The organism is Pedococcus sp. P2_A3, assembly GCF_056405035.1.
In genome coordinates this window covers 37,356-53,375 of the sequence record NZ_JBFUCW010000016.1, presented here as the reverse complement: position 1 = coordinate 53,375, position 16,020 = coordinate 37,356, and the positions used below count along the sequence as shown (strand labels likewise).

Below are 16,020 nucleotides of genomic sequence, written 5' to 3'. Positions count from 1 at the left end.
CATCCGACGTGGCACACTGTCGCCCGTGGATCACGACGTGGTGAAGAAGGCCCCGCTTTTCGCAGCCCTGGACGACGAGGCATCGACGACCCTGATGGCCTCGATGACGCAGACCCGCCTCGAGCGCGGCGACGTGCTGTTCAACGAGGGCGACCAGGGCGACCGGCTGTACGTCATCCGCGAGGGCAAGGTGAAGCTCGGGCGCCGCAGCGCCGACGGCCGCGAGAACCTCGTGGCGATCCTCGGCCCCGGTGAGATGTTCGGTGAGCTCAGCCTCTTCGACCCCGGCCCCCGCACGATGACGGCGACCGCGGTCGCCGAGACCCAGCTGCTCGGCATCGGCAACGACGACCTCAACGGCCTGCTCGAGGGTCGTCCCGGCGTCGCCAAGGTGCTCCTGGCCGCCCTCGCCAAGCGCCTGCGCCGCACCAACGAGAACCTCGCCGACCTCGTCTTCACCGACGTCCCGGGTCGCGTCGCCAAGGCGCTGCTCGACCTGTCGGCGCGCTTCGGGCGCCCGGTCGAGGAGGGCATCCTCGTGGCCCACGACCTGACCCAGGAGGAGCTCGCCCAGCTGGTCGGCGCCTCCCGCGAGACGGTCAACAAGGCGCTCGCCGACTTCGCCACCCGCGGCTGGCTGCGTCTCGAGGCCCGCGCCGTGCTGTTGCTCGACGTCGAGCGCCTCAAGCGCCGCGCCCGCTGACCCTCGAGGCAGCCTCTCGCCGAGCTACGTCACTGGTCGCACCCTGCGACCAGTGACGTAGCTCGCGCGACGACCTCTCAGTCGCCCGCCCGCAGGTAGTCGAGCTGGGCTGCCACGCTCTGCGAGGCGGCTGGCCAGACCTCGCGGGGCACGTCGGCATACACCCGCTCGACCACGGCCTGCACCGGATCGGGTGCCGACGCCGCACCGTCCGCGAGCGCCTGGCGCACCTGCTCGAGCCGTTCCGCGCGGTGCGTGCGGTAGAACGCGACCATCGCCGACGCGTCGGGCACGACCGGACCGTGGCCGGGCAGGATCGCGGTGACCACGCCATCACCCGTCAGCTGCGCGATCCGCTCCAACGACGTGAGGTATGCCGCGAGCTCACCGTCCGGGTGCGCGACCACCGTGGTGCCGCGGCCGAGGACCGTGTCGCCGGTGAGCAGGGCGTGGTCGGCGGCGAGCGCGAACGACAACGAGTCCGACGTGTGGCCGGGCGTCGCCACGACCCGCAGGTCGAGGCCACCGGTCGTCACCGCGTCGCCGTCGGCCAGGTCGTCGTGACCGCGACCGACGGCGCGAGTCGGGGCACCGGTCAGCTCGGCGAAGCGGTCGGCCCCCTCCGCGTGGTCCGCGTGGCCGTGGGTGAGGATCGTCTGCGCGACGCGAGCACCCCGCGCGGCCACCGCGTCGACGACGGCGCGCAGGTGGCCCTCGTCGAGCGGACCGGGGTCGATGACGACGGCGTCCGTCGAGCCGGGTTCGAGGAGCACCCACGTGTTCGTGCCGTCGAGGGTCATCGGGCTGGGGTTCGGGCAGAGGATGCACAGGGCCCGATCGGTCACCTGCCCGCCGTGCCAGTCACCGATCGCCGCCGACGGCTCGGGCGGCCTCGCCATGCTCATCCGGGGAGGTCTGCCCGCATCACGAGTCCGTCACCCGTGTCGACCAGCTCGGGCTGCACGGGCGCGATCACCGGTGACTCGGCGATGAACGCGGCCGCCGACGGGGCCGAGGCGACCTCCTCGACCGCCACGACGGTGGGTGGCAGCATCAAGGCCCGCCCGTCACGCCAGGCCTCCAACAGCTCGGCCGGACGCACCCAGTCGGCCACGTCGGCCTCGGTGGTGTCGTCGTCCGCGCGTTGCCCCTGCGGCACGGCGGCGCTGAAGAACCGCGTGTCGTAACGGCGCGCCTCGAACTCGGGCGTGATCCAGTGAGCGCGGTAGCCGAGCAGGTCGGAGCGCAGCACGAGCCCGTGCTCCCGGAGCACCTCCGAGAGCGACGCCTCGCGGTCGAGCAGTCGACGGCGCTGCGCGTGCCAGTGCTTGCCGCTGACGTCGGAGATCACCTCGTCGGGCGACGGCCCGGCCAGCAGCACCCCTGACTCCTCGAACACCTCGCGCACCGCCGCGGCGACCAGTACCCGGGCCGTCGGCTCGTCGACCTCGAGCCGGGCCGCCCATTCCGCAGGGGTCGGACCGGCCCACGGCAGGGCTTCGTCGGCGTCGCGCGGGTCGACCCCACCACCGGGAAAGACCATCATCCGCGGCGCGAAGGCCATCGTCGCGACCCTGCGCAGCATGAAGACCTCGACGCCCACGGCACCGTCACGCACGAACATGACGGTGGCCGCCCGCTTGGGCGTCACGGGGCCCGAGGGGTCGGGTGCACTCAGCCAGGCGTCTGCCCGGGCCCGCAACGACGGGGAGTCGGCGATGGGGAACTCGCGCCTGACCACCCGGGGCTACTCGTCGGCGAGGGCGACGACGATCTCGACCTCGACCGGGGCATCGAGCGGCAGCACCGCGACACCGACGGCCGAGCGCGCGTGGATGCCGGCGTCGCCGAAGGCCTTGCCCATCAGCTCGCTCGCACCGTTGATGACGCCGGGCTGGCCCGTGAAGGCAGGGTCGGACGCGACGAACCCGACGAGCTTGACCACCTGGGTCACCTTGTCGAGGTCACCCACGATGCTCTTGACGGCGGCGATCGCGTTGAGCGCGCAGATCTCGGCGAGCTTCTTGGCGTCCTCCGGCGGCACGAGTCCGTGGCCCTCGCCGACCTTGCCGGTCTGCACGAGCGCGCCGGACACCATGGGCAGCTGCCCGGAGGTGTAGATCCGGCGGCCGTCCTGCACGGCCGGGACGTAGGCGGCCACCGGCTTGGCGACCTCGGGCACGGTCAGGCCGAGCTCGGCCAGACGATCCTCAACAGCACTCATGTCAGGCCTTCTCCCGCTTCAGGTAGGCGACCAGGCCGTTGCCGTCGGGTCCGGTGAGGACCTGGACGAGCTCCCAGCCGTCCTCGCCCCACTGGTCGAGGATCTGCTTCGTCGCGTGGACGATGAGTGGCACCGTCGCGTACTCGAACTTCTTCATGGGTTGCAGCCTAGCCACCGCTGGCAGGATGGTCGCATGGCCCGTGACCCGATCCAGGTGCTCGACGAGCGGGCCGCCCCGCCGACCCGCACCACGGCCTACGGCGACGACCCTGCCCAGGTCTACGACGTGCGCCTGCCCGAGCGCGTCACCCGCCGACTCACCGTCGTGGTGGTGCACGGCGGGTTCTGGCGGCCCGAGTACGACCGCACCCACGCCGGCCGCCAGGCGCAGGCCTTCGCCGACGCCGGCTACCCCACGGCCGTCGTCGAGTACCGCCGCGCGGGCATGCCCGGTGGCGGGTGGCCGGGCACGGCCGACGACGTGGCGCACGCGGTCACCGCGATCCGCCGCGACCCGGACCTCGAGCACCCCTGGGTGCTCGTCGGCCACTCCGCCGGCGGCCAGCTCGTCGCGTGGGCGGCGGCGCAGTCGTGGGCCCACGGCCTCCGCGGCGTGGTGAGCCTTGCGGGCGTCCTGGACCTCGCGCACGGGGCGGAGAACGGCGTCGGCGACGACGCGATCACGACGTTCCTCGGCGGCCGCCCGGCCGACGTCCCCGACGCGTACGCCGCGGCCGACCCCGTGCGGCTACCACCCGCCATACCCACCCTGCTCGTGCACGCACGCGATGACGACGTGGTGCCGTTCGAGCTGAGTGAGCGGTATGCCGCGGTGCACCACGGCCCCACCGTGCGCCTCACGCCCGTGGACGATGGCGGTCACTACGGGCTCATCGACCCCGAGCACCCGGCGTTCGCCATGGTCCTCGAAGCCGTCGACCTGCTCGCCTCCTAGGCTGGGCCCATGTCCGTGGCCACCCCCGACCTGTCGAAGGTCCGCCTGCACGTGGTGACCGGCAAGGGCGGGACGGGCAAGACGACGGTCGCCGCCGCCCTCGCGCTCGCACTGGCCCGGCAGGGCAAGCGGGTGCTGCTGGCGGAGGTCGAGGGGCGCCAGGGGATCTCGCAGACCTTCGACGTGCCACCGCTGGGGCATATCGAGACCCGCATCCTGCACGACCGCACCGGCGGTCAGCTGTGGGCCATCTCGGTCGACGCCAAGGAGTCGCTGCGCGAGTACCTCCAGAAGTTCTACAAGGTCGGCAAGGCCATGTCGGTGCTCGACCGGTTCGGCGCGGTCGACTTCGCGACGACCATCGCGCCCGGCGTGCGCGACGTGCTCCTGATCGGCAAGGTCTACGAGGCCGCCGGGCGACGCACGGGCAAGGGGCCCGCCGCCCCGACGTACGACGCCGTGGTCCTCGACGCCCCGCCGACCGGGCGGGTCGTGCGGTTCCTCAACGTGAACGCCGAGGTCGCCGACGTCGCCAAGGTGGGCCCGATCCGCTCGCAGGCCGACTCGATCACCCGCATGCTGCGCAGCCACACGACGGCCGTGCACGTGGTGACCCTGCTCGAGGAGATGCCCGTCCAGGAGACCGTCGACGCGCTGGCCGAGCTGCGTCGCACCGACCTGCCCCTCGGCGCGATCGTCGTGAACCAGCTGCGTGACCCGCTGCTCACCGACAAGGCGCTGACCTCGGTGCGGCGAGCCGGCAACGCGAGGCTCGCCAACGGCGTCGCGGCCGACCTGGCCACCGTCGGCGTGAAGGTCACCGACGGCATGGTCGCCGGGCTGCTGGCCGACGCCGTCCACCACGCCGACCGGATCGCCCTCGAGCGCGAGCAGGACGCCATCCTCGCCCAGGAAGGGCGGTTGACCGTGCGACTGCCCCTGCTGGCCGAGGGCACCGAGGGCGGCGGCATCACCGTCCTGGCTCAGGCCGTCGCCGACCAGAGGATGGTCTGATGCCGCCCCGCACGAGGACCGCAAAGACCGCGAGGACCGCGAAGTCCGCTGCCGCGTCCGGGGCGGCGTCCGCCTCCCCGAACGCCGCCCCGCTCGACCTCGCCGCGCTGCTCACCGACCGGGAGACCCGGATCATCGTCTGCTGCGGCGCCGGAGGCGTCGGCAAGACCACGACGGCTGCCGCGTTGGGGCTGTGGGCGGCCGAACACGGCCGCCGGGTGGTCGTCCTGACGATCGACCCGGCCCGCCGGCTGGCCCAGTCGCTGGGGCTGACCGAGCTCGACAACACCCCACGGCCGGTCGCGGGGGTGGGCGAGGGCGCCGGTGGCTCCCTCGACGCCATGATGCTCGACATGAAGCGCACCTTCGACGAGGTGGTCGAGCAGCACGCCACCCCCGAGAAGGCCGCGCAGATCCTGGCGAACCCCTTCTACCAAGCAGTCTCGAGCTCGTTCGCCGGCACGCAGGAGTACATGGCGATGGAGAAGCTCGGCCAGCTCCGCACGGAGGCCGCGCGCGACGGCCGCTGGGACCTCATCGTCGTCGACACTCCCCCGTCGCGGTCGGCGCTCGACTTCCTCGACGCCCCGAAGCGGCTCGGGTCCTTCCTCGACGGGCGGTTCATCCGGCTGCTCTCGGCCCCCGCCAAGGCCGGTGGACGGGCCGGCTTCAAGGTCTTCAGCCTGGGGGTCAACGTCGTCACGAACACCCTGTCCAAGGTGCTCGGTGGCCAGCTGCTCCAGGATGTCCAGACCTTCGTCGCCGCGCTCGACACCATGTTCGGCGGGTTCCGGGAACGGGCCGACCACACCTACGCCCTGCTCAAGGACTCCGAGACCGCCTTCGTCGTGGTCGCCGCCCCCGAGCGCGACGCCCTGCGCGAGGCCTCCTTCTTCGCCGGCCGCCTCGACGAGGAAGGTATGCCGCTCGCCGGGCTCGTCGTGAACCGCATCCAGCGGGTGGCCGCCCCCTCCCTGACGGCCTCGCGGGCCCTCGCGGCGGCGGAGCAGCTGGCCGACGCCGACCCACGGTCGGCGACCTCCGCGACGACCGAGGGCCTGCTCCGGTTGCACGCGTCGCTGGCGGAGACCGCGGCCCGGCAGGAGCGGCTGGCGGCCCGGTTCACGGCCGGGCACCCCGGCATACCGGTCGTGGAGGTGCCGGCGTCGGCGCAGGACATCCACGACCTCGACGGGCTGCGCGAGGTCGCCGTTGCCCTCACCAACCCCACCCTCCCCACCCCCACCCCCACCTGACCCGTCACGCGACCCTGACCCGTCACGCGACCCTGACCCGTCACGCGACGAAGTCCCTGGACCCGCGGGGGATGGGTCAGGGACTTCGTCGGGGGGTCCGCGGCGAGCGCGGCGTCTGTCGGTGTTCGGGGGGCAGCCGGTGGGGTCCGGTCAGGCGCTCTCGGCCTCCGCCGAGGCCTGGCTGCGGGCCTGCGCGAAGAGGGCGGCCCAGGACGTGATGTTGGGGCGACGCTTCAGCAGGGCCCGGCGCTCGCGCTCGGTCATGCCACCCCAGACACCGAACTCGGTGCGGTTGTCGAGGGCATCGGCGAGGCACTCGGCGATGACGGGGCAGCGCTGGCAGACGACCTTGGCGGTCTGCTGGGCGGCACCCTGGACGAACAGCGCATCAGGGTCGGACTTGGAGCACGAGCCCAACGGGGCCCAGTCGTCCATCCAACCCGTGCCGACGGGCTGACCGCTCGGCCGCTCAGGTGCGATAGTCATTCTCAGTGCCTCCAGATACTGCTGGTTCAGACGCTTCACCGTGCGTCTTATGTCCGTATCGACGTGTGGAAACGATAGGAACTGCAGGCACTCCGACGACATGGCCCATTCGTGTAGTTCTGGCATGACCAAAGGGACTAGTCATTCCGAACCATCCCGTCTCGCTCCATCGAGCCGTGCTCAAACTAGGCTGAAATCCGGCGAGACCGGGTCATTCCGTATCCGCGCTCGCGGGAAACCGGTCGTTCAAGGTTCGCCAGTTACCCTGTCCGCATGCAAGGACGCGCCACCAACCTCGGAAATGTCGTCAGTCTGCTCGGTGCCTTCATCGCCACAGCCATGGTCATGGGCCTGCTGGCGGCCGGTCTGCTGATCCCTGCGGTGGGCGCCACCGGCAGTGCCGCGACCTCCGGGGTGAAGATGTTCGACGACCTCCCGGGTGAGTTCACCGCCACCCAGCTGTCGCAGCAGTCGACCATCAAGGATGCCCGGGGCGGGATCCTGGCGACTCCGCAGCAGGAGAACCGCATCATCGTCAACCTCAACCAGGTCGCCCCGATCATGCAGAAGGCCCAGATCGCGATCGAGGACAGCAGGTTCTACGAGCACGGCGGCGTCGACCCCCGCGGCATCCTGCGCGCGGTGGCGTCGAACGCGCAGGGCGGCGACGTCCAGGGTGCCTCCACCCTGACCCAGCAGTACGTCAAGCTGACGCTGCAGGAGAACGCGCTGCGGGCCAACGACGAGGAGGCCGCCCAGGCGGCGGTGCGCAAGAGCGCGGCGCGCAAGATCCAGGAGATCAAGTACGCGGTCACCCTCGAGAAGGAGATGACCAAGGACCAGATCCTGCAGGGGTACCTCAACCTGGCCTACTACGGCGACCTCGCGTACGGCGTCGAGGCGGCCGCGCAGCACTACTTCAGCGTCAGCGCCAAGGACCTCAACCTCCCGCAGGCGGCGCTGCTGGCCGGCCTCGTGCAGAACCCCGGCAAGACCGACCCGCGCAACTACCCGGAGAAGGCCCAGGCCCGTCGCGACGTGGTGCTCGACCGGATGCACGCCCTGGGCATCATCTCGGCCAAGCAGCTCAGGCAGTCCAAGGCCATCCCCGTGCGCAAGATGCTCAAGCTGAAGAACCCGCTGAGCAACTGCGCCGCCTCGTCGCAGCCGTACTTCTGCAACTACGTCATGGAGTACCTCAAGGACATGGACAACCATGCCCTCGACGTGCTCGGCAAGACCCGGCCGGAGCGGATCAAGAACATCACCGGCGGCGGCCTGACCATCCAGACCACGCTCGACCCGCAGGTGCAGGCCGAGTCGCTGAAGGACCTCACCAAGCGGGTCCCGTTCGGCAACACCGCCCTCCCGAAGGACACGGCCGACAAGTCCAAGATCGGTCGCTCCCGGCTGGTCGGCAGCGCCGCGACGATCATCGAGCCCAACACCGGCCGGATCCTCGCGATGGTGCAGAACACCAAGTACCCCACGACCAAGGCCCAGCAGGGCGCCTACGGCTACACCGAGGTGAACTGGAACGTCGACGAGAAGTACCAGGGCACCACCGGCTTCCAGTTCGGCTCGACGGCGAAGATGTTCGCGATCGTCCGGGCCCTCGAGACCGGCATCCCGGTGAGCGGCACGATCCCGTCGAAGTTCGCCAGCCCGACCAAGGGCGCGGTCTACACCCCGAAGGAGATCGGCCAGTGCGCCCCGGGCGGTCCCTACACGATCCACAACGACTACGCGATCGGTGGCAAGCCGATCCCGCTGAAGAAGGCGACCGCTGACTCGATCAACACCGCGTTCGCGTCGCTGACCTTCAAGCTGGGCGCCAAGAACGTGCTCAACACGATGTCGAAGATGCACCTGCACTCCGGCTCGGGACCGAACCTCCCGTGCTACGCCAGCACCGTCCTGGGCACCGGTGACGTCACCCCCATGACCCTGGCGAGCTCCTACGCGATCCTGGCGAACAACGGCAAGTACTGCCCCCCGAACCCGATCCTGTCGATCACCACCGCCGACAAGAAGCCGCTCAAGATCGGCGCCACCACCTGCCAGCAGGTCATCGACCCCGATGTGGCCAAGGGTGCCACCCAGCTGCTCCAGGGCGTCATCCAGGACGGCACCGGCAAGGGAGCCAAGCTCGGCTCGCGGCCCGCCGCAGGCAAGACCGGCACCACCGACAAGCACGTCGAGTCCTGGTTCGTGGGCTACACCGTCCAGCGCGCAGCCGCCGTGTGGGTCGGCACGCCGTACTCCCAGCTCGGGATGAACGGCATCCGGCTGGGCGGTCAGTCCTACCGAGGGGTGTTCGGTGGCGACATCGCCGCACCGATCTGGAAGGACCTGGTCCTGAACGCGTCGGTCGGGCTGCCCGACCGCCAGTTCGACGACCCGAGCAGCAAGATCGTCAACGGCGACAAGGTCGCCGTGCCGTTCGTGGGCGGCATGTCGGTGGCGGAGGCCACGGCCCGGCTCAAGGACGCCGGCTTCCTCGCCCAGGTCGCCGGGCAGGCCAACAGCTCCTACCCGCGTGGCACGGTCGTGTACACCAACCCGAGCGGCACGGCGCTGCGCGGCACCACGATCAGCCTCTACACCTCCAGCGGCTTCGCGGGGCAACCGAAGCCCAGCAGCACGCCGACACCCACCCCGAAGCCGACCAAGACCAAGGGCCCGCCGCCACCCGGGCACTGACCGTCGCGAAGGGCCTCCACCACCCGGTGGGGGCCCTTCGTCGTCGGCGTGCGCCGCGAGCCCTGCTCCGCGGCCCGGCTCACCCCTGGGTGAGGGCCGCCTTCACAGCAGCGGCGACGCGGCCGCCGTCGGCACGACCGGCCACGACGCCCTGGGCGACCTTCATGACCTGGCCGAGCTGCGGCATACCCGTGGCCCCGGTCTGCTCGATCGCGGCGGCGACGATGGTCGTGAGCTCGTCGTCGGAGAGCTGGGCGGGCAGGTAGGCCTCGAGGACGGCGAGCTCGGACTCCTCCTTGGCCGCGAGCTCGGGGCGGCCCGCGCCGGAGTAGGCGGTGGCCGCCTCCTTGCGCTTCTTGGCCTCCTTGGCGAGCACCTTGAGCACCTCGTCGTCACTGAGCTCGCGGGCCTCGGTGCCGCTCACCTCTTCGTTGGTGATCGCGGTGAGGGCCAGTCGCAGCGTGCCGGACCGCACCTGGTCACGCTGACGGATGGCGTCGGTGAGGTCGCTCTGGACGGTGGCCTTGAGGCTCTGCTCGGTCATGGCCCCAGTCTCGCAGGCGGGTGGGAGTCCGACCTACCGAGATTCGGTTTGCAAGGATGGACGCGATGAACACGCACCTGGGCACCGCGCTGGGCACGGCGGCGGGCGTCGCCGCGCTGGGCGTGGCCGGCGTCGGCTACGCCGCCGTGGTCGAACGCAACTGGTTCGCGCTGCGCCGGTTCACCGTGCCCGTCCTCGCGCCCGGGGCGCGGTCCCTGCGGATCCTGCACGTGTCCGACCTGCACCTCGTGCCCCGCCAGCGGCGCCGTATCGAGTGGGTGCGTGGCCTCGCGGCGCTGGCACCCGACCTCGTCATCAACTCCGGCGACAACCTCGCCGCCAAGGACGCCGTGCCCGGTGCGCTGCACGCGATGGAGCCGCTGTTCGCGTTCCCCGGGGTGTTCGTCACCGGGTCGAACGACTACTACGCGCCGGTGCCCAAGAACCCCGCGCGCTACCTCACCCGCCGGCACGCCGACGCCCCGCCGGGACGCGGGCGGCTGCCGATCGGCGAGCTGCGGGCCGGGTTCCGTGCCGGCGGCTGGGTCGACCTCGACAACGCCCGCACGACGCTCATGGTGGGCGGGGCCGAGGTGGAGCTCGTCGGCACCGGCGACGCCCACATCCGCCTCGACAGGTATGCCGCCGTGGCCGGCCGCGCCTCGACGTCCGCCGCCGTGACGATCGGTGTCACGCACGCGCCCTACCAGCGGGTGCTCGACCCGATGACGGCCGACGGAGCCAGGCTCGTGGTCGCCGGACACACCCACGGGGGCCAGCTGGCCCTGCCGTTCTACGGCGCGCTGGTCACCAACTCCGACCTGCCGACCAACCGCGCGAAGGGGGTCTCCCGCTGGTGGCCGGGGGCCGGGGCGGCCCCGTCGTCCAGAGCTCCCGCGGATGCCGCGTGGCTGCACGTGTCGGCCGGGCTGGGCACTTCCCCGTACGCGCCGGTGCGGTTCTGTTGCCGCCCCGAGGCCTCCCTGCTCACCCTGGTGCCCGCCGCCCCCTGAGCCCGCAGCGAGGCGGTCGGCTGCGCGGCGGCATACCGATTGGGAGCGGCCGGGTGAGGTGGGCTATCCTTCACTGTCGCTGCTCCCGTCGAACTGGCGTGGGTGGCGATTGCCACGGGGTGTGGCGCAGCTTGGTAGCGCGCTTCGTTCGGGACGAAGAGGCCGCAGGTTCAAATCCTGTCACCCCGACCCATGTGCGCAGGTCAGCTGACCTGCGCGTGCCACGAGTCGCGCTCGTTCGAGCGGACCGCACAGCAGTGGGCCTACAGCGGCAGCCTGCCCAGGCCCCGACGCGGGCCTTCGCCGTGCTCGCAGGGAATCATGAAGGCCATCTGCCTTTTCGCTTCCTGCTATCGGTCGTCACCAGCCGCACTCCGTCGCGGTCTCGCGTGCAGAGGTCCGCGTCGCCCGTCAACGGCGACCAGTGCCTCGAAGGGTGAATGCCTCTTCGAAACGGCGAACCGCGAGGTCGCTGCCTTCCTCACCGGGCGCCGATGCGAATGCCTCCATCGCGACAACACCCTCGTAGCCGGTGTCGGCAAGAGCTGCTGCGACGACTGACCACCGCACCTCCCCGGTGCCCGGCTCGCACCGGCCCGGTACGTCAGCGATCTGCACCTCACCGAGGTACGGGCTACACCGCCGGATCAGGTCGACCAGGTTCCCCTCCCCGATCTGCGCGTGGTACAGGTCAAGGTTCATCCGCAGGTGTGGGCTGTCGACCGCCCTGACCAGTGCCAACGTGTCCTCAGCGCGCGCAAACGGTGTGCCAGGGTGGTCAACAGCCGTATTGAGATTCTCGATGACGAAGGTCACGTCGTGCTGCTCGCCAAGCTCGGCGACGCGCTCGAGCGTGCGCAAAGCCGCCAACCACATCGGGCCGGTGACGTGTTCGATCGGTCGTGAAGGTATGCCGCCCTGCCCGAGCCCGGTGCCGTGCAGGTTGAGGCTGGGCCTCCCCAGTACACGTGCGAAGGCGATCGACTGCTCTGCTGTGCGGAGAAGGTCGTCGGCGCCCTCCGGCGTGACCAGGTCGCCGGTCACATATCCGGTCATCGAGGTGAAGGTGGCGCGCGTCGCAGCCAGCGCCCCGGCATCCTTGTCCGTCCAATCCCAGATTTCGACGGCGAAGCCGCAGTCGTGCAGGCGCCGCACTCGATCGAGATGGGGAAGGTCGAGGTACACCATCTCCGAGCAGACCGCCAGGGTGAAGCTCATCGGGCCACCTCTGTCGGCACCAGGGACCGGTTGCCGGTCTCCATCGAGTCGATGCATGCCTGTGCGATCGCGAATGCGGCGAATGCCGCGTCACCGCCAACCGTCGCTGGGCGACCCTCCAGGATGGCTGCCGCGAACTCGTTGAACTCGCCGGTGTAGGCGTCGATGAGCAGGTCCGTGTCGCTGTGCGACGTACTGGCGACACGACCTGCCGCGTTGTGGAGGCGCAGCGACGACGTGGCGCCATCACCCATGGTCGCCATCCCTCTCGAGCCGAAGATCTCTGCTCTGACGTCGTATCCGTAGGAAGCCGCAAAGCTTGCTTCCGCGACGGCCATGGCGCCGTTGCTGTAGCGGATGACGACGACCGCCGTGTCGAGATATTGGCTGCCGCGAAAGTCGGGTGCGACCAGGGCGTCGGCGGTCGCGATCACGTCGACCGCCCGCGCGCCGGGATTCAGCCAGTTGAGGGTGTCGAAGTCATGGATCAACGTCTGGGTGAAGATCGTCCACAAGGGAACGGCACCGGGGTCGGCGGGCCCGCTGCCCGGATCGCGCGTGAGGGAGCGCATCAGTTGGACCTGCCCGACCTGACCCTTGTCGACGGCATCGCGCGCCTGGATGAAGTCTCGCGCGAAGCGGCGATTGAATCCGACCTGGAACACCACGCCGGCGGCTCCGGTTGCGGCTCGGGCTCCATCAACCTCGGCCAGGGTCATTCCAGCCGGCTTCTCGCTGAACACGTGCTTGCCCGCGGATGCCGCCATGGCAATGAGCCCCGCGTGCACCGTCGAGGATGCGGCGATGACGACGGCATCCACATCATCAGCGCCGATGATGTCTTCTGGCGAGGTGCTCGAGCGGGCACCGTACTGGTCCGCCACGACAGCCGCGGCCCCTGGCCGTGGATCTGCCACCGCCACCAAGTGGGTGTCCGGGACCCGCCGCGCCAGCACGTTCGCATGTGACGCGCCAATGCGGCCGGCACCTATCAATGCCACTCGAACAGGGGCAGAGGGCATGAGAACTCCTTCATGGTGGGGAGGCCGTGGCGGCAGCTCGGGCCGCCGACGTGGAGCTCAGGGGGTCGATGGGGCGTCCGGCTAGGCCGCGTGCACGCATGCCTGAGCACGGTGGACGTTACGGGTGATGACCCGCACGTACTCCTCGAACAGCGACGGGACCAGTTGATGGCCCATGTCGGCGTAGGTGTGGAGCTCGGCACCGGGCACGGCAAGTGCCGTGGCGTAGCCGCCACTGACGTCGATCAAGCGGTCCGCGAGGCCATGCAGCACGACGGTGGGAACGTTCACCTGTCGAAGGCCGGAGGTGCGGTCCGGAGCGCGGCGCACTGCCGCCATCTGTCGGTCCGCGCCCGCTGGGAAGTAGCACCGGTCGTAGGTGGCTTCCGCGTGGTTCCTGATCCACTCCGGGGTGTACTCGGCGAGGCCACCGATGCTCTCGCGCTGGATGTACTGGGCGATGGCGCCCTCCCGGTCCGTGGCGGGCTCCTGCTCGCGGATCGCCCACACCTCAGGGGCGCTCGCGAGGTGCTCGATGCTGGGTGTGGAGTAGACCGAGCACAAGCTGAGAACCCGCGCCGGGTGCTCGATGGTCAGCTGCTGGGCGATCATGCCGCCCATCGACTGGCCGACGATGTGCGCGGCCTCCAGCTCGAGCCCGTCGAGCAGGTCAGCCACGTCATTTGCCAGATCAGAGATCTCGTAGCGTCCCCCGGCCTGCCACTTGGTCGAAAGGCCGACGTCGCGGTTGTCGAAGAGGATCACCCGGAACCCCTGCTCGATGAGCAGGTGCCGGAAATCCGGGTGCCAGGAGGTCAGCTGGGCACTCTGACCGGCGATGAGGACCAGGGGTGGTCCTGCCGGGTCACCTTCGAGTTCGTAGTACAGCTGAAGGTCGGAGGTCTGCACGTGGGGCACGGTTGTTCGCTCTCGCTGAGATCGGCGCTGTGGTCGCTCGGTCAGGCAGACCCGCGGACGGGTCGACTGACCAGAGGGAGGGTCAGTGCGCAGCCAGGGGGAAGGACTGCTGACGCTGCTCGGTTTCGACCAGACCTGCCATGAGATGGACGAGCTTCTGCGGGGTCATGTCCTTGGCCCGCGCATCCGCCACCAGCGCTCCCCGGTTGAGGATGACGTAGTGGTCGGCGAGCTCCTGGACGATCTCGATGTCGTGGCTGACCAGGATCACAGCGGCGCCCGACTCCGCGAGCTCCTTGATGAGTGCGACGACGTTGCGGGTTTGGTGCACGCCCAGGGCAGCGGTTGGTTCGTCGAGAAGGACGATCTTGACGTCCTCGGACACCACCCGGCTGATCGACACCGACTGGCGTTGACCTCCGGACAGATCCGAGAGCGGCCGGAACATGTCGGTGAGGTTGACGCCGATCGACGCCAGGCGCCGGGCCGCGGCCTGCTCGGCTGCGCGACGGTCAAAGACTCGGATCGGGCCGACTCCGATGCGCGACGGCTCGTTGCCAAGCGCCAGGTTGTAGGCAGCCCCGAGGTTCTGGCACACGGCGAGGTCCTGCCACACCGTCTCCAGGCCGGCGTCCCGCGGGTTGTCGGTCTTCTGCAGATCGACGTCTTCGCTCTGGTTGATCAGAATGTCACCGCTGCTGGGCGGCAGCGTTCCGGCGAGGATCTTGATCAGGGTGCTCTTGCCGGCGCCATTGTCACCGAGCAGGCAGGTGACCTCGCCGTACCGGACCTCGAAGCTGATGTCGCGCAGCGCCTGGACGGCCCCGTAGTTCTTCGAGATGCCCTGGACCCTGGCCGCCAGCGTTCCCCGGCTGGGGGTGTCGAGTTGCATGTCACCGAGCCGGGCACCCTCGGGCCTCCCCTTCGCACCCTGGTCAGCCGTTGCGGCGGTGCTCCTCATGCGGGCGCGGTACCGGGCGTACTGGTCGGCAGCGAGCGCGAGAAGGAGGATGCCGCCCTTGGCGATCTGCTGGTAGTAGTCCGCGAAACCGAGGAACACCATTGCGGCGTCGATCGTGCCGAGCAGAAGAACACCGAGGAACACGCCCAGGGGTCGGCCGGCGCCGCCGTTGAAGGCCACACCACCGACGATGACCGCAGTCAGGGTCTCGAGCTCGAAATTGACGCCGATGTCGGCGCTGCCGCTCTGAATGCGGGCCGTCGTCAGGACCGCGACGATGCCCATGGTGACGCCCATGAACGCGAAGTCCGAGAGCATGGCGCGGTCGACATTGATGCCCTCACTACGGGCGGCTGCAGGGTTGCCACCGATGGCGAAGCGGCGAACGCCCCCGGTCGTCCTGGTGAGCAGGAAGGCGCAGGCCGCGAAGTAGATGATGGCGATGACGACCGGCGTGGGTACACCCGCGAACTTGCTCAGGCCGAGCTCGAGGAACGCCGTCGGGAGGCCGAATACGGCCAGCGAGTCCGAGAGCGCGTAGGCGAGGCCGAAATAGACGAACGACAGGCCAAGGGTGACGATGAGGGGCGAGATGCTGAGCAGGCGAACGGCCACGCCGTTGACCAGCCCCACGAGAGCGCCGACGCCCAGAGCTACGGCGACGGCGAGCAGCGCCGAGCCGGTGTCCCGCGCGACCAGGGCGCTCAGGACGCTGAGCAGGCTCAGCTGGCCCCCGATCGACAGGTCGACGTTGCCGGCGACCACCAGCCGCATCATGGCGGCAGCAGCGATCAGGAGGCTGGAGACGTTGAGGATGATCGTCTGCAGGTTGGCCTCGGTGAGGAAGTTCGAGGCCTGGGTCTGCACGTAGAAGCTGACCAGCACGATGAGGATCGCCAGGCCCCAGCGGGTGGATCCGCCACCAGGGTGAGCGGTTGCCCGGTTGCTCCGGGACAGGCGTCCGACCACTGGTCGGCGCGCGGCATGGTCCGAGGTGGACATC

The 16,020-nt window shown here is 70.1% G+C and carries 16 protein-coding genes and 1 tRNA gene; 7 read left to right on the top strand and 10 right to left on the bottom strand.

What is annotated here, in order from left to right; translation table 11 throughout:
- The first annotated feature begins 25 nt into the window (after window positions 1–25).
- Window positions 26–703 carry a Crp/Fnr family transcriptional regulator gene (locus AC1DX8_RS13655; protein ID WP_477630472.1) on the top strand — a complete coding sequence of 226 codons (678 nt, stop codon included), beginning with the start codon at window positions 26–28 and terminating at the stop codon, window positions 701–703.
- A 77-nt stretch (window positions 704–780) separates the two neighbouring features.
- Here the strand turns inward: AC1DX8_RS13655 and AC1DX8_RS13650 are convergent, their stop codons facing one another.
- The 4 genes from AC1DX8_RS13650 to AC1DX8_RS13635 are packed head-to-tail and all read right to left on the bottom strand — an operon-like array spanning window position 781 to window position 3,084.
- Window positions 781–1,608, bottom strand: coding sequence for an MBL fold metallo-hydrolase (locus AC1DX8_RS13650; RefSeq protein ID WP_477630471.1), 828 nt, complete (start codon window positions 1,606–1,608; stop codon window positions 781–783).
- The gene (locus AC1DX8_RS13645) at window positions 1,605–2,444 is read right to left on the bottom strand and encodes an NUDIX hydrolase (protein ID WP_477630470.1); all 840 of its coding nucleotides are present in this window, start codon (window positions 2,442–2,444) and stop codon (window positions 1,605–1,607) included. Before AC1DX8_RS13645 ends, AC1DX8_RS13650 begins: the two co-directional genes overlap by 4 nt.
- Before the next feature lie 6 nt (window positions 2,445–2,450).
- A complete protein-coding gene (locus AC1DX8_RS13640; RefSeq protein ID WP_477630469.1) occupies window positions 2,451–2,927 on the bottom strand; it encodes a RidA family protein in 477 nt (158 codons plus the stop codon).
- Window position 2,928: 1 nt separating this feature from the next.
- Complete coding sequence (locus AC1DX8_RS13635; protein ID WP_157582273.1) at window positions 2,929–3,084, bottom strand: DUF4177 domain-containing protein; 156 nt, start codon at window positions 3,082–3,084, stop codon at window positions 2,929–2,931.
- 36 nt (window positions 3,085–3,120) lie between these two features.
- Between AC1DX8_RS13635 and AC1DX8_RS13630 the strand changes: the two genes are divergently transcribed.
- Genes AC1DX8_RS13630 through bagB form a run of 3 tightly spaced genes read left to right on the top strand, consistent with a single transcriptional unit; the run spans window position 3,121 to window position 6,152 of the window.
- Window positions 3,121–3,882, top strand: coding sequence for an alpha/beta hydrolase family protein (locus tag AC1DX8_RS13630; RefSeq protein ID WP_477630468.1), 762 nt, complete (start codon window positions 3,121–3,123; stop codon window positions 3,880–3,882).
- 9 nt (window positions 3,883–3,891) lie between these two features.
- A complete protein-coding gene (bagA, locus tag AC1DX8_RS13625; protein WP_477630467.1) occupies window positions 3,892–4,896 on the top strand; it encodes an ATPase BagA in 1,005 nt (334 codons plus the stop codon).
- Window positions 4,896–6,152: an ATPase BagB gene (gene bagB, locus AC1DX8_RS13620; RefSeq protein WP_477630466.1), complete on the top strand. Its 1,257-nt coding sequence runs from the start codon at window positions 4,896–4,898 to the stop codon at window positions 6,150–6,152. Before bagA ends, bagB begins: the two co-directional genes overlap by 1 nt.
- Window positions 6,153–6,302: 150 nt before the next feature.
- Here the strand turns inward: bagB and AC1DX8_RS13615 are convergent, their stop codons facing one another.
- The gene (locus AC1DX8_RS13615) at window positions 6,303–6,638 is read right to left on the bottom strand and encodes a WhiB family transcriptional regulator (protein WP_477630465.1); all 336 of its coding nucleotides are present in this window, start codon (window positions 6,636–6,638) and stop codon (window positions 6,303–6,305) included.
- A 273-nt stretch (window positions 6,639–6,911) separates the two neighbouring features.
- Between AC1DX8_RS13615 and AC1DX8_RS13610 the strand changes: the two genes are divergently transcribed.
- Entirely contained in the window at window positions 6,912–9,341 is a 2,430-nt protein-coding gene (locus tag AC1DX8_RS13610; protein WP_477630464.1) for a transglycosylase domain-containing protein, read from the top strand.
- Between the two features lie 79 nt (window positions 9,342–9,420).
- On the opposite strand, the gene AC1DX8_RS13605 is transcribed toward AC1DX8_RS13610, so the two are convergent.
- A complete protein-coding gene (locus AC1DX8_RS13605; RefSeq protein WP_477630463.1) occupies window positions 9,421–9,885 on the bottom strand; it encodes a GatB/YqeY domain-containing protein in 465 nt (154 codons plus the stop codon).
- Between the two features lie 65 nt (window positions 9,886–9,950).
- Here AC1DX8_RS13605 and AC1DX8_RS13600 point away from each other — a divergent pair, with 65 nt between their 5' ends.
- Window positions 9,951–10,898, top strand: a complete 948-nt coding sequence (locus AC1DX8_RS13600) for a metallophosphoesterase (protein WP_477630462.1) — start codon at window positions 9,951–9,953, stop codon at window positions 10,896–10,898.
- 115 nt (window positions 10,899–11,013) lie between these two features.
- A tRNA-Pro gene (locus tag AC1DX8_RS13595) sits at window positions 11,014–11,087 on the top strand.
- Window positions 11,088–11,309: 222 nt separating this feature from the next.
- On the opposite strand, the gene AC1DX8_RS13590 is transcribed toward AC1DX8_RS13595, so the two are convergent.
- The 4 genes from AC1DX8_RS13590 to AC1DX8_RS13575 form a co-directional block, all read right to left on the bottom strand.
- Entirely contained in the window at window positions 11,310–12,116 is an 807-nt protein-coding gene (locus AC1DX8_RS13590; protein ID WP_477630461.1) for a TIM barrel protein, read from the bottom strand.
- Entirely contained in the window at window positions 12,113–13,138 is a 1,026-nt protein-coding gene (locus AC1DX8_RS13585) for a Gfo/Idh/MocA family oxidoreductase (RefSeq protein ID WP_477630460.1), read from the bottom strand. Before AC1DX8_RS13585 ends, AC1DX8_RS13590 begins: the two co-directional genes overlap by 4 nt.
- An 81-nt stretch (window positions 13,139–13,219) precedes the next feature.
- The gene (locus AC1DX8_RS13580) at window positions 13,220–14,047 is read right to left on the bottom strand and encodes an alpha/beta fold hydrolase (protein ID WP_477630459.1); all 828 of its coding nucleotides are present in this window, start codon (window positions 14,045–14,047) and stop codon (window positions 13,220–13,222) included.
- Between the two features lie 91 nt (window positions 14,048–14,138).
- Window positions 14,139–16,019: an ABC transporter permease subunit gene (locus tag AC1DX8_RS13575; protein WP_477630458.1), complete on the bottom strand. Its 1,881-nt coding sequence runs from the start codon at window positions 16,017–16,019 to the stop codon at window positions 14,139–14,141.
- Window position 16,020 lies beyond the last annotated feature (1 nt).

Coding starts and splice junctions, on each gene's coding strand:
- AC1DX8_RS13605 (WP_477630463.1), bottom strand. CDS start 9,885: ATGACCGAGCAGAGCCTCAAGGCCACCGTCCAGAGCGACCTCACCGAC.
- AC1DX8_RS13630 (WP_477630468.1), top strand. CDS start 3,121: ATGGCCCGTGACCCGATCCAGGTGCTCGACGAGCGGGCCGCCCCGCCG.
- AC1DX8_RS13600 (WP_477630462.1), top strand. CDS start 9,951: ATGAACACGCACCTGGGCACCGCGCTGGGCACGGCGGCGGGCGTCGCC.
- AC1DX8_RS13615 (WP_477630465.1), bottom strand. CDS start 6,638: ATGACTATCGCACCTGAGCGGCCGAGCGGTCAGCCCGTCGGCACGGGT.
- AC1DX8_RS13640 (WP_477630469.1), bottom strand. CDS start 2,927: ATGAGTGCTGTTGAGGATCGTCTGGCCGAGCTCGGCCTGACCGTGCCC.
- AC1DX8_RS13575 (WP_477630458.1), bottom strand. CDS start 16,019: ATGTCCACCTCGGACCATGCCGCGCGCCGACCAGTGGTCGGACGCCTG.
- bagB (WP_477630466.1), top strand. CDS start 4,896: ATGCCGCCCCGCACGAGGACCGCAAAGACCGCGAGGACCGCGAAGTCC.
- AC1DX8_RS13650 (WP_477630471.1), bottom strand. CDS start 1,608: ATGAGCATGGCGAGGCCGCCCGAGCCGTCGGCGGCGATCGGTGACTGG.
- AC1DX8_RS13635 (WP_157582273.1), bottom strand. CDS start 3,084: ATGAAGAAGTTCGAGTACGCGACGGTGCCACTCATCGTCCACGCGACG.
- AC1DX8_RS13585 (WP_477630460.1), bottom strand. CDS start 13,138: ATGCCCTCTGCCCCTGTTCGAGTGGCATTGATAGGTGCCGGCCGCATT.
- bagA (WP_477630467.1), top strand. CDS start 3,892: ATGTCCGTGGCCACCCCCGACCTGTCGAAGGTCCGCCTGCACGTGGTG.
- AC1DX8_RS13590 (WP_477630461.1), bottom strand. CDS start 12,116: ATGAGCTTCACCCTGGCGGTCTGCTCGGAGATGGTGTACCTCGACCTT.
- AC1DX8_RS13610 (WP_477630464.1), top strand. CDS start 6,912: ATGCAAGGACGCGCCACCAACCTCGGAAATGTCGTCAGTCTGCTCGGT.